General features: G+C 41.8%; 12 protein-coding genes. 1 reads left to right on the top strand and 11 read right to left on the bottom strand.

The features are described 5' to 3' along the window. The first annotated feature begins 3 nt into the window (after positions 1–3). Positions 4–477 (top strand): BamJ family beta-barrel-assembly machinery protein, encoded by a 474-nt coding sequence (gene bamJ, locus QQK21_RS18595; RefSeq protein ID WP_284193676.1) that lies wholly within the window; start codon positions 4–6, stop codon positions 475–477. 55 nt (positions 478–532) lie between these two features. Here the strand turns inward: bamJ and QQK21_RS18590 are convergent, their stop codons facing one another. The 11 genes from QQK21_RS18590 to QQK21_RS18540 form a co-directional block, all read right to left on the bottom strand. Continuing rightward, the gene (locus tag QQK21_RS18590) at positions 533–943 is read right to left on the bottom strand and encodes an NUDIX hydrolase (protein ID WP_284193675.1); all 411 of its coding nucleotides are present in this window, start codon (positions 941–943) and stop codon (positions 533–535) included. Positions 944–1164: 221 nt separating this feature from the next. Then, complete coding sequence (locus QQK21_RS18585; protein ID WP_284193674.1) at positions 1165–1800, bottom strand: ATP-dependent zinc protease family protein; 636 nt, start codon at positions 1798–1800, stop codon at positions 1165–1167. Between the two features lie 71 nt (positions 1801–1871). Next, on the bottom strand, positions 1872–3053 hold the full coding sequence (locus QQK21_RS18580) for an amino acid aminotransferase (protein ID WP_284193673.1): 1182 nt from the start codon (positions 3051–3053) through the stop codon (positions 1872–1874). 223 nt (positions 3054–3276) lie between these two features. Further along, on the bottom strand, positions 3277–4317 hold the full coding sequence (locus QQK21_RS18575) for a BspA family leucine-rich repeat surface protein (RefSeq protein ID WP_284193672.1): 1041 nt from the start codon (positions 4315–4317) through the stop codon (positions 3277–3279). Between the two features lie 38 nt (positions 4318–4355). Beyond that, the gene (locus tag QQK21_RS18570) at positions 4356–4793 is read right to left on the bottom strand and encodes a BspA family leucine-rich repeat surface protein (RefSeq protein WP_284193671.1); all 438 of its coding nucleotides are present in this window, start codon (positions 4791–4793) and stop codon (positions 4356–4358) included. A 287-nt stretch (positions 4794–5080) separates the two neighbouring features. Further along, entirely contained in the window at positions 5081–6196 is a 1116-nt protein-coding gene (locus QQK21_RS18565; protein ID WP_284193670.1) for a BspA family leucine-rich repeat surface protein, read from the bottom strand. Positions 6197–6545: 349 nt separating this feature from the next. Then, positions 6546–7250, bottom strand: a complete 705-nt coding sequence (gene phnR, locus QQK21_RS18560; RefSeq protein ID WP_284193669.1) for a phosphonate utilization transcriptional regulator PhnR — start codon at positions 7248–7250, stop codon at positions 6546–6548. A 337-nt stretch (positions 7251–7587) separates the two neighbouring features. Beyond that, positions 7588–8610: a BspA family leucine-rich repeat surface protein gene (locus tag QQK21_RS18555; RefSeq protein WP_284193668.1), complete on the bottom strand. Its 1023-nt coding sequence runs from the start codon at positions 8608–8610 to the stop codon at positions 7588–7590. Continuing rightward, a complete protein-coding gene (locus QQK21_RS18550) occupies positions 8555–8848 on the bottom strand; it encodes a hypothetical protein (RefSeq protein WP_284193667.1) in 294 nt (97 codons plus the stop codon). The genes QQK21_RS18555 and QQK21_RS18550 overlap by 56 nt, the downstream gene beginning before the upstream one ends. Positions 8849–9330: 482 nt before the next feature. Continuing rightward, entirely contained in the window at positions 9331–10185 is an 855-nt protein-coding gene (locus QQK21_RS18545; protein ID WP_284193666.1) for a hypothetical protein, read from the bottom strand. Positions 10186–10253: 68 nt separating this feature from the next. Further along, a complete protein-coding gene (locus QQK21_RS18540) occupies positions 10254–12143 on the bottom strand; it encodes a PAS domain-containing sensor histidine kinase (protein WP_284193665.1) in 1890 nt (629 codons plus the stop codon). Positions 12144–12180 lie beyond the last annotated feature (37 nt).

The following is a 12180-nucleotide window of genomic DNA, read 5'->3' as shown; positions in this document are numbered from 1 at the left end:
CTCATGTCTAAAATTATTATTCCCATCGTCATCTTGGTACTCGCAGGTTTTATGATTTATCGTACTCTGGTGTCGAGTAAGGCGGGTGAAGAAAACTTCGCAGCGGGCCAAGCCTTCCTAATGGAAAATGGCAAACAAGAAGGCGTTATTACCACCGAAAGTGGCCTGCAATATAAGGTGCTATCCAAAGGTGAAGGCACAAGCAATCCTAGTCCCAAAAGTAAGGTAAAAGTGCATTACCATGGTACGCTTATCGACGGCACTGTCTTTGATAGCTCGGTCGAACGTGGTGAGCCGATTTCATTTGGTTTAAATCAAGTTATTAAAGGCTGGCAAGAGGGCTTAACTTATATGGTTGAAGGCGACAAATTCCGTCTATTCATTCCGAGCACCTTGGCATATGGAAAAAAAGGCACGGGCCCTATCCCGCCAGCTTCGACCTTGATCTTTGATGTAGAACTACTCGAAATCCAATAACTGGCTTATGACCCTTTCATGGGAAAGTGAAAGGGTCAGATCAAGGATGATCCGATTAGACCATTTCTCCCACTTCTCTTTGTAAATGCTTGGCTAAATGCTTACGAATGAAACTCACATCGGCTTTGTGAAATTCGTCAATGGGTAAATTGTCCAAACTAAGCCAATGAAAAGTCTGCCGGCGGCTTGAGTCGCTTGCGCTTGGTTCATCAGCGTTACTGGCATGTAACACCACATAATAGATACGGCCACCGTACTCATTGATATCGCTATAAGTTGCAGCGTGAGATAAACCACTCATGTGCGTTTCTTCGTATAGCTCGCGGATAGCAGCGTCAGTACCCGACTCATTGGTTTCTACTTCACCACCGGGAAACTCAAACACCATACCTTGGTTAGAGCGATAACGTTCTTGGATCAAAACCTTACCATGTTTGATGACCACCGCCATCGATAAATACTTCATTAAAGACTCCTTGAGAATAAGCAGACATTATCGGCTGAGCGACAAAAATAGGGACAAACGACTAGAAATACACTTCCCTTGCGATGTTACATCTTCGTCCAAAGCGCAAGATTAGCGAAATATGTCGCTGAGTTCTGATACTGCGTTCAAAAAACACGATATCCATAACAAAAACGGCACCTTAAGGTGCCGTTAAATGATGAGTTTTACTTTCAAACTGCCTACTTGTGCTTTTTCTGCACAAACTCTTTACTCACATCGACAATCGCCACGTCGGTGACAAAACTTCTACCCAAAAGTAAGGGGTAGTTAAGATGTGTACGGTCGGCCAAAGTAAACTCGGTTTTTTCTTTTAGATCCCCAAGCTGAACCCAAGATTCGACCACAGCGCGGCGCTGAGACTCTTCAGAACTGGACTGGCGAACCTTAACCCATCGCACCACAGGCAACGCCATCTGTTTGCTCTTTTTGCCGTCATGTTCGATAGTGAACTTGACCCAATCTTGTCCGTCGCGCTCGAATTCGACCACATCTGTTGCACTTATCGAAGAGGTCGTTGCGCCAGTATCAATGCGTGCTTTGAAGTTCTCTTCAAGACCAGGGACATAAACCCATTCCTGCTGGCCTAAAATCAACTTGCCATCCGCGGTTTTCTTCGGTTGAGGTTGAGGTTTGACCGGTTTGGGCTTTTCAGCAGTTTGCTTATCTTTTTCAGCCTCTGGACTTTCAGGCTTATCTTTGGGCTCTTCAATTGCGGGCTTAGGTTGGGGCTCCTCAGGCTTCTGGCTTGTGGTGGAACAAGCCATCAATCCTCCACTGAGTAGCATGGCTATCAAAGCCTTTGACGTTCTATCCATTTGATCACCTACTCTCTAACAAGATGTATCTGACAGAAAGGCCCACTCGAATGTGGGCCTTAGCACAAAACTTAAGAGACTTTCACGATGGCTTCAGCGACATAAGCAATGTCTTTTTCAGTCAAACCAGCGATATTAATTCGCCCGTCACCGACACCATAAATACCATATGTCTCACGAAGTTGCGCCATTTGGTCTTGGCTAAATCCTAGCACAGTGAACATGCCTTTGTGGCTCTCAATAAAATCAAACTGTGACGTGTTATGAGTATTTCGAAACTCTTGGCATAAACTCTTTCTCAAGCTAACCAATCTCTGCTGCATTTCGCTCAGCTCTTGTTTCCATATTCCTGTCAGTTCATGACTTTGCAAAATGGTTTTCACTAAAGCTGCGCCATGATCAGGTGGCATAGTGTAAGTTGAGCGAGCAAGGGTCAGTGCTCTACCTTTTGCATTCGTAACCTCTTGCAAAGATTTGCCCACTACAATAGCAGCACCAGTTCTCTCACGATAGAGACCAAAGTTTTTCGAGCATGAGGTCGTGATCATCATCTCTTCGACATTATCAGCCATAAAGCGTAAGCCTTGAACATCTTGCTCTAAGCCATCGCCAAAACCTTGATAAGCCACATCGACAAACGGCACAAACCCATTTTTTTGTGCCAGCTCAGTGATGGCTTGCCATGCAGCAAAATCAATGTCTGCGCCCGTTGGGTTATGGCAGCAGCCATGCAGTAAAACCACATCATTTGGACCAGCCTGAGCCAACTCTTCCAACATACGAGCTGTGTCTACTTGCTTGGTTTGCGGGCTAAAGTAGGTGTATTGCTTAACTTTTAAACCTGCCGCTTCCATTACCGGCCTGTGGTTGACATAGCTTGGGTTAGATATCCAAACGCAAGTATCAGGCTGCGCAACTTTGATTAAATCGCCTAGCATTCTTAACGCACCACTGGCCCCCGGCGTCTGAATCGCAGCAACTCTCTCCATCGCAGAGGTCCCTGATAGCAGCAGTTCAACCATACTTTGATTAAACTCCTCACAACCGGCTAGGCCCACATAAGATTTTGTTTTTTGGGTCGCCACGACAATATCTTGTGCTTGAGAAATGGCCTTCATAACAGGGGTTTCACCCGCACTGTTTTTATAAACACCTATGCCCAAGTCCACTTTATCGGGTCTGGGGTCATTACGGTAGGCGACGGATAACGAAAGAATAGGATCAAGAACTGGCGTGGGTAGATGAGAAAACATGTGACGAAATAATCCTTTGCTATTTTGATTGCAACGCTCAACTTAGCATTGAACCTAAAAATGTCGAAATAAAATTTTAACCTCGACTCACATTACCGAGCAAAAATCACCGTCAGAATACAATGAAGGTTATCAATTAAGCATTATCTATTTCTACTATTCCAAGTAAAAAGCCCCGCTTGTGCGAGGCTTCGAAATAGGTAGTAACTCTATAGAGCACCCGCTACTGGGTGAATATCGGCAGCTGCTCCTCAGTCAATATGCTGTCTTTAGCAAAATCGGTATGCTCAGTCACTTGGCTAACATTCCAGTTGCTTAAGTCTTGTGAAAAGATGGTGTTACCTTTAAACGTTTTGTTCATATTGGTGACACTAGACGTATCCCAGTAGCCTATATCTTGGTTAAACGCCACAGCATAAGAAAACATGCGCTCCATATTGGTCACATTCGACGTATCCCAATGACTTATATCTTGATTAAAAGCTTTAGCCCAAAGAAACATGTGAGACATATTAGTCACTTTGGAAGTATCCCAATAACCAATATCTTGATTGAAGGTACTTGCTCCACCAAACATATTGAACATATCACCTACTTTTGAAGTATCCCAGTGACCAATGTCTTGGTTAAAGGATTTGGCATTGTTAAACATAGCGCCCATATCATAGACATTCGAGGTATCCCAATGACCTATATCTTGGTTAAAAGCAACAGCGTAATAAAACATGTAAGACATATTAGTCACGTTAGAAGTATCCCAGTGACCGATGTCTTTGTTAAAAACCCATGCTTCATTAAACATGTACGACATGTCAATTACATTAGACGTATCCCAGTGACCGATGTGTTGATTAAAGGCTTTCGCACCACCAAACATTTTGCCCATATACTTCACATTAAAGGTATCCCAATGACCGATATTTTGATTAAAAGCATCAGCCCTATAAAACATGGACCGCATGCTAGTCACATTCGAGGTGTCCCAATCACTGATATCGGCATTGAAGGTGGTTCTTTCAGAGAACACTCCATCCATATTGGTGACTTGGGTAGTACAAAAGCCAATATGGCCTTGCTCTAGGTTATCGAGCAGGGTTTGGTTTCTAATCAAATCGTTGTCGACCACCACATACACTTTACCATTTTCCATTAGCACGGAATTGACAGGCTGATCTGGGCATTTGACTGAAATATCTATGGCGTACGCCTGCTGACTGGCAAGCGCTGCCGCCCCGACAAGCAGTGACAAAAGGTTTTTTTTCATGGTTAGTTCCTAGGTTGAATAGACATTATTAACAGAAATTAGTGTTGAAATTGCGGCAGGTAATAATCAGGCAGGCCGCTTTGCAGGGCGAAATCTTGATGGCGAGTGACCTTTTCCACCGACCAATTGGATAAATCTTGCTTAAAGCGCTTTGCTCCTTTAAACATGCGATCCATATTGGTCACGCGGCGCGTATCCCATTGACTGATGTCGTAATTAAAATACGGTGATTGAGCAAATAAATCGCTCATATCAGTGACATGACTTGTGCATAGCTCTATCTTGCCGTTGATAAAGTTTTGCCAGTAATCTTCTTGGCGCAATAGCCCATTATCGACCACCACATATAAACGCTCATCGATAATCACCACACTGCCCGGAGGATTGGCATCACAACGAATGGTATGATCTTCTTCGGCAAAGCTGGCTGCACTACCCAAAGCCATGCAGGCTAAAATAACAGACGTTAATTTCATGATGTATTATTTCTATATTTTTATTTTAATGAGAGGAAATAATACTAAAACCCGATTTAAAAGTAATCATTAATCAATGACAATCATATATAAAACAAAAACATATCGAGAAAAATCACACATATGTGCGATTTATAATGATAGTTTTAAATTTAAATCCATCATTTATTTAAAACTACGTAATACAAATATTAAAAGTGAGAAAATAAACCGTTTATGAAGAAAATATAATAAAGCCTCGCTATGCGAGGCTCAAAGCTAAGTAATAAATCTAAAAGGATCACCCGCTACTGGGTAAATATAGGCAGCTGCTCCTCAGTCAATACGCTGTCTTTAGCAAAATCGGTATGCTCAGTCACTTGGCTAACATTCCAATTGCTTAGGTCTTGTGAAAAGCGAGTGGCTTGAGAGAACATCTCTTTCATATTAACCACATTGGAGGTATCCCAATGGCCAATATCTTGGTTAAATAGAAGCGCCGCGTTGAAGGCACCTGACATGTCGGTCACCTTGGAGGTATCCCAGTGACCGATATCTTGATTAAACGCATAGCTACCCAGAAACATTCGGCTTATATTACGAACGTTCGACATATCCCAATGACCAATATCTTGGTTAAAGCGATAAGCGACCATAAACATTCCTTGCATACTGGTGACTTGGGAAGTGTTCCAGTGGCCGATATCTTGGTTAAACGCTTCTGCACCATTAAACATGTAGTCCATAGTCGTGACTTTGGAGGTATCCCAACTGCCAATGTCGGTGTTGAATACGCCAGCGCCTTGAAACATGTTATTCATATTCGTTACATTGGCGGTGTCCCAATGACTGATATCTTGATGAAAAGCGTCCGCTTGATAAAACATCCCAAACATGTTGGTCACTTTGGATGTATCCCAATGCCCGATATCTTGATTAAAAGCTTGGGCTTTATGAAACATTGACTGCATGTTTGTGACACTGGCGGTGTCCCAGTGGCCGATATCTTGATTGAATGCTTTGGCGAAAGAAAACATTTGCATCATAGTGGCAACATTGGCCGTGTCCCAAAAGCCAATATCTTGGTTAAAGGCCTCTGCATATAAAAACATCGAGTGCATACTGGTGACATTTGAGGTGTCCCAATCGCTGATATTGGTATTAAAGGTTGCTCTCTCAAAGAACACCATATCCATATTAGTCACTTGGGTAGTGCAAAAACCTATGTGCCCTTGCTCGAGTTTATCCAGCATGGTTTGGTTGCGAATAAGCGCGTTATCCACGACAATATACACTTGCCCCTTTTCTATAAGCACAGAGTTAATTGGCTGTTCTGGGCACTTCACTGAAATATCGATGGCAAATACGCATTGGCTAGCAAGCACGAAGGATCCAGCAAATATGGAGGTGACCTTTTTTATCATTATTATTTCCTAGTTTGAATAGACGCGGTTGGATAAATCCTAATAAAAAGATTTATTTCAGCTTAAGACTCATTTTAGTTTATTATTTTTACGGAGATTATATTGAATCCAAGCCTAAGAAATAAATATATTATTCTAAAATAATCCACTTCTAATAAAACAAATAGAATAAAATCACAATAATGACCAGAATCTATCGATAGTATTAAATTTTATTGGCGAAAGCACTATTGGTTATTTCAATAATCAGATTTATTATGATAAATTAAACCCAATATTAAAGCTCTTGTAATATATCGACTCTCTGAATGATCAACAAACAACAGCAAACTGAACACGTACCGCAGGTTTAGCCATTCAATTGGGCAATAGATTCAACACTGATCGCATCATGACGCCAGTATTCAATATCACAATCAATAAGTTCACCATGTTGATTGTAGTTCAAGCGTTCTATCACCATAGCAGGCGTTCCAGACGTGGCTCTTAATGCCTGCGCAATATCTGCCAGTAAACTACTCGTGCTAATTCGGTATCTGATTTTTTGGTACACAACCCCAAATTTATCACGATAGATATCTGTCAGCGACTGAGACAAATCAAAATCGAGAAGGTTTGGCAACAATTCAGGTCGAATATACTTGGTGACAAATGCCACAGGTCTATTTTCTAAATAGCGTACTCTGTCTACTCTATAGACATCTGAAAATGGTTGTAGCCCTAATAAACTTGCGGCTTGCTTATTTGCCAGTATACCTTTTGCTGCCAATAACTCCGTAAGAGGCGTACGTTTTTGAGCTAAGGCCAGATTGGTGAAATTCAGTGTCTGCGTCGGATCATATTTAAGAGGCTGCGGAGAAATAAACCAACCACGGCGATCTTCTCGATAAATACGACCTTCTGACTCCAGAAGTGACAAAGCTTCACGCAACGTCACTCTGGTTGTATTAAAGGAGTCGGCCAGTTTGCGCTCCGATGGCAATTTTTGTCTAGGCGATAACAAGCCTGACTCTATTTGCTCAACAACCGCATCTTTAATTTTTACGTACTGCACTCGTTGTCCTTATTTTCTGCGCCAAGTTTGTCATTATCTGCATAAGTATCGCCGCTGCACCAACATAACCTACTTTATTTAGGTTATCACCGGAACCGATGCAAGAAGGGTTTATGCTGACTCCCTATGTTACACAGATGAATACTAGCGCAGAAAGGGGAGTCAATGCATTAGTAAACTGGTAAATAGTGCCTTCAAATTGCTCTTTACGTCGCCTAGATAAGGTCAATTTGAAACAAAAACTAACCTGGCTGTGCGGCAACCTCCCCTACCAGCCAGTAACTGGAAAATTGTTACTGGCCGTATGTTAGATAATATTAATACCAGCTAAAGTAACTTAATGGTTATGCGTAAAGTATCTCTGCTGCGCTTGCTTTTTTTCCTCAATAAAGTCAGAGCCAGTGAAATAAGGCTGCTGGACAGACGCCAATGCACTACCAATTGCAAACTCACTGTAGTCCCTTACCTTAGATACGTTCCAACGGCTTAAATCTTGTGAGAAGTTACTCGCATGATCAAACATCTGTGTCATTTGAGAGACGTTTGAAGTATCCCAATCGCCAATATCTTGGTTAAACGATGTCGCGCCGACAAACATCCGATGCATAGATGATACCTTCGACGTATTCCATTGACTGATATCTTGATTGAATTTTTTGGCTTTGTAGAACATCGAGTACATATTCGCCACATTTGAAGTATTCCAACCGCCAATGTCTTGGTTAAATGTCTCTGCTCCGCCAAACATTGACTGCATCCATCTCACTTTAGATGTATTCCAATAACGAATATCTTGGTTAAACCGTTTAGCACCAAAAAACATCCAAGCCATGGTCACTACTTTGGAAGTATTCCAATAACCAATGTCCTGATTGAACGAGCTTGCCCAAAAAAACATGGAATCCATATTCGTTACCTTTGCGGTGTCCCAATAGCCTATTTTCCGGTTAAATGATCGGGCACCATAAAACATTTCCTGCATGGAAGTCACCTTTGACGTATCCCAATGACCGATTTCTTGATTAAAAGACTCAGCCCAATAAAACATCGAGGACATATCGGTCACATTTGACGTATCCCAATTCGCAATGTTGGTATTAAAACCTTTACGCCCTTTAAATAGTGATGCCATGCTGGTGACTTGAGTTGTACAAAAATGGAGGCTACCCTGCTCTAAGCCATCAAGTAAGACTTTGTTGCGAATAAGGTCATTATCAACCACTACGTAAATTTGATCGTTTACCAACTTTAAAGAGTTGATAGGTTCATCTGGGCATTTCACCGCTATATCAATAGAGTAGGCACTATGGCTCGTAAGCGCAGCGGCACCGAATATGACTGACGTTATTGTATTTATCATTTTTTTTCCTAGTACGAATCGACGTTGTTGAGAAAATACGAGGATATGGTTCAGGCAAACCGTCCAATGCACCCATCGATAAACGGCACACGTCGTAAGTTCTGTTCATGCGAGTCACACCAGAGAATGTGCGTTTACTATTGGTCATTCGACGAAAAATGCCCTGACTAAAAACCTGTCTTTGATGAATAAGCCACTTATGTTTGTGACCTGACTGCTCCACGGTAAGTGAAGTCATTGTTATATGTTGGGCAACTTAATGCCCATAGCACCTTGATTCAAACGCAAGTTGTTCTATTCTTTCCAAATCAACTGTTTGAAATTGTGCGCATTTTTTACAAATTTATGCATCTATTAGAACACAACACCAGATAGCAACAATGTAAATAAATGTATTTTTGTTTCATTATTGTTAAATTAACGTGTTTGAATGTGACGTGGATCGGTTATATTTATACCTAGCAAAAATGAAAGCCCTATTTCACATTTGCCAAATCGAAGCATAAAATGTAGGGGGTTAATCACGATCGTAGACTGAAAAGTTTGACAGTGAAAAGCGAACAGAAGTGATGGATTCCGTATCATTAAAAATACGTGGGTCGTTACTCAGGAGATGAATGTTGCGTTGATTTTAATACCATACAACCGAGAGACTCACGTCAGTCGCACAGGCAAAATGTGCTTCACCTTGAGCGACTGAATCGATCATATCAATCTAGACTATGGCGTATACCACCAACGGCTATCAATTTGGCTAAAACTTTCTTTTGTATCAGGGCTGTCGATGTTCACCCTAACCCGATTTGTCAAATCTGCCTTATCAAACGCATCCTGAGAAAAAGGATGTTGCTTGAGTAGCTTAAGCAAGCTACCATCTGCGAGCGCATTTTCCATTCCTGTTGTAATAGCATCAGCAAGTTTAAGATGATTCTGGGTCACATAAAAAAATCGGCCATACGGATAGACAATGGTGACATTAGAATCTACGACTAGGTTTTTGCTATCGGCACCAAATTTTTGCAAAAACTGATAGACTTCCGTTGCCCCCAAAGGAAATAAATCAAAGCGCTGACCATCAACCATTTTTATCAACTTTTCGATCTGGGAGGCGGTCACCACTTTAAAGCCCGCATTCTCTAATATGGGTATATCTCCCCAACCTTGCCCTTGCCCAACACTGAATTGAGTCAGTTGATTGAGATCTTTGACATTCGCAAGCTTCGCTTCTGTATCCTTGTGTACAATCGGAACCCTCCAACCCAACAATCCCATTTCAAGTGGCAAGTAAATCGGCAAAAAGCGTTGTTCAAGCTCTTTTTGAAAGCCGGTGTCGAACACATCCAGCTCACCAGCTTCGACCATACTTCGTGCGCGATTTTGGTTCACACTTCTTTTATCTACGGTGACCGTGTAGTCAGTACCTGATTTACTTAGTGCCAATTCCAGCACCGCCAAACCTATTGATTCTTTGCCTATTCCATCTATATTGGGATATTTAATTTCTTGCCCAAAAGCAAATGTCGTCGTCATACAAACTGCAACCATCAAACCAACTCGAAATACACGCTGTATCATAATATTGCTTCCCTTCTCTTCGATATGCACTGTTAAGTGTAGTCAGCAAATGTCGGCTAACATCCAATTTATAAACACTTAGGTACGGTTATGGTATATTGCACACCATTTCCAATATCAGAACCTAACAATATCTCTCCCTTAAGTTTCTGATTCACTAAGTTATAGACTAAAGTCAGACCCAAACCAGACCCGCCACTGCCACGTTTAGTGGTAAAAAATGGCTCAAACACTTTTTGCTGGTCTTCGCTGGCGATGCCTTGGCCATTATCTCTATAGGTAAAGATAATTTGTTGGTCAGATTGCTCGTAATGAATCACTATGTTGGCTGGTTTTGTACTTTGCTCAAATGCATGATGAATACTATTGAGAACCAAATTAGTCATCACTTGCGTCAACACACCGGGTAAGCTATTCATAGTGAGTTCTTGATCACCGATAAGCTCTATATCAACAGGCACCTTTTTGGTCTCTGCAGTTAGACTAACCAAAAGTGCATTGAGCACACGGCAAATATTGAATTCAGATTGGTTTTCTGAAATCTGATCGACAGCGGTACTTTTGAAGTCTTTGATGAGTAGAGAGGCGCGCTGCAAGTTCGCTTTAAGCATAGAAAGCCCTTTGTCCATCACCTGACTTTCATTGGTAAACTCCGTGCTGGTTAACGTCTGATTGTCAAAGCTGTCACTGAGTTTATTTAAGCTCTCTTCAACTAGCGAAGTCGCGGTAACCGCGATACCAAGAGGCGTATTCACTTCATGTGCCACCCCAGCAACTAAGCCCCCCAAAGCGGCCATTTTTTCCGATTCAACCAATTTCTCTTGGGTGGTTTCAAGTTCCCTTAAACTTTCTTGCAATGCGTGAGTTCGTGCTGCAATCGTAGCTTCTAGCGAGTGATTGAGCTTTTCTAACTCAAATTGAGCTTGCTTGAGCTCAGTAACATTGATCGCTGTCCCTCTATAACCCAAAAAAACACCATCACTATATCTGGCAATCGCCTGAAAAACGAAGTAGTAGTCTTTCCCCTCAAACTCAATCTTATCTTGGCACATGGAAAAGCTCCTCTTTTGTTCTAACTTTTCAAGCAGCTTTGATGATTTTTTTAACCCTTTGATATTGTACACCACAGGCATTTGATCATCAGTAATGCCGAGCGCCGCTTTCATGGGATCAGAGCAAAAGCTTAGCCGATGAGCATGATCGGTTTCCCATAACCAATCCGATGATACGTAAGTGAAGTCTTGTAGCTTTTCTTGTTCTGATTTAATACTCTGGTATAGCTTAGTAAACGTACTCGTCAGCTTATTTATCTCATCAGCGACCCAGCTCAATTCGTCCCTGCTTTCTATGGTCCAATGCTTGTCATTCATTTGCAAACTCGCCGTAGCATAACGAGGAGAATAATGACGCAAGTATTTGACAATGTTGATCACTCGAGTATTTATGCTCTTATGGAACACCCAAAATAATATGCTACACACAAGAAATGTTCTTATTGCGTTGAGTATGAGACTGATAAAAAACTGCTGAAGTAGAAAGTGGTAGATTTTTTCTGAATTTGACGTAACCGCCAGCTCTCCCACTGTCGCTTCGAGATTGGTATTTTGATCATAATACTGAATATTGAATTGACTAGTAACATGGCTGCCTTCTGGCGCGATACCCGCCGAAATTACCTCGCCATCAAGACGCACCTCAAGATAATCCACTTTTGGCAAAGTAGCCAGCTCTTCAAGTCTCTTTTGCAGTGATGGTATGTCGTAAAACCATAACGACGTGGCAAGCAATCCAGAATAAACTTGCCTTATTTCCCTATGGGTTGACTCCACATCATCAAACTCACGATCGTAGTCTAAATAGAGCTGTAACCCCGTCGTTGTCAGAGTTATCACACTACTAACAGCCACCAAAATAAGGAGTACACGACGACCAATCCTACTGACGTACTTTTTGCTCATTGAATATTCTCTGCAAAACCGTACCTCAATTATAGTG

The sequence above is a fragment of the Vibrio zhanjiangensis genome, from assembly GCF_030161235.1.
Taxonomy (GTDB): Bacteria; Pseudomonadota; Gammaproteobacteria; order Enterobacterales; family Vibrionaceae; genus Vibrio; species Vibrio zhanjiangensis.
Note: the sequence above shows the minus strand (reverse complement) of the source record. Positions and strands in the feature narration are given on the sequence as shown.

Excerpts from the sequence above, each read along its gene's own strand:
- QQK21_RS18580 (WP_284193673.1), bottom strand. The coding sequence starts at position 3,053 with ATGTTTTCTCATCTACCCACGCCAGTTCTTGATCCTATTCTTTCGTTA.
- QQK21_RS18555 (WP_284193668.1), bottom strand. The coding sequence starts at position 8,610 with ATGATAAATACAATAACGTCAGTCATATTCGGTGCCGCTGCGCTTACG.
- QQK21_RS18585 (WP_284193674.1), bottom strand. The coding sequence starts at position 1,800 with ATGGATAGAACGTCAAAGGCTTTGATAGCCATGCTACTCAGTGGAGGA.
- bamJ (WP_284193676.1), top strand. The coding sequence starts at position 4 with ATGTCTAAAATTATTATTCCCATCGTCATCTTGGTACTCGCAGGTTTT.
- QQK21_RS18545 (WP_284193666.1), bottom strand. The coding sequence starts at position 10,185 with ATGATACAGCGTGTATTTCGAGTTGGTTTGATGGTTGCAGTTTGTATG.
- QQK21_RS18570 (WP_284193671.1), bottom strand. The coding sequence starts at position 4,793 with ATGAAATTAACGTCTGTTATTTTAGCCTGCATGGCTTTGGGTAGTGCA.
- QQK21_RS18540 (WP_284193665.1), bottom strand. The coding sequence starts at position 12,143 with ATGAGCAAAAAGTACGTCAGTAGGATTGGTCGTCGTGTACTCCTTATT.
- QQK21_RS18590 (WP_284193675.1), bottom strand. The coding sequence starts at position 943 with ATGAAGTATTTATCGATGGCGGTGGTCATCAAACATGGTAAGGTTTTG.
- QQK21_RS18550 (WP_284193667.1), bottom strand. The coding sequence starts at position 8,848 with ATGACTTCACTTACCGTGGAGCAGTCAGGTCACAAACATAAGTGGCTT.
- QQK21_RS18575 (WP_284193672.1), bottom strand. The coding sequence starts at position 4,317 with ATGAAAAAAAACCTTTTGTCACTGCTTGTCGGGGCGGCAGCGCTTGCC.
- QQK21_RS18565 (WP_284193670.1), bottom strand. The coding sequence starts at position 6,196 with ATGATAAAAAAGGTCACCTCCATATTTGCTGGATCCTTCGTGCTTGCT.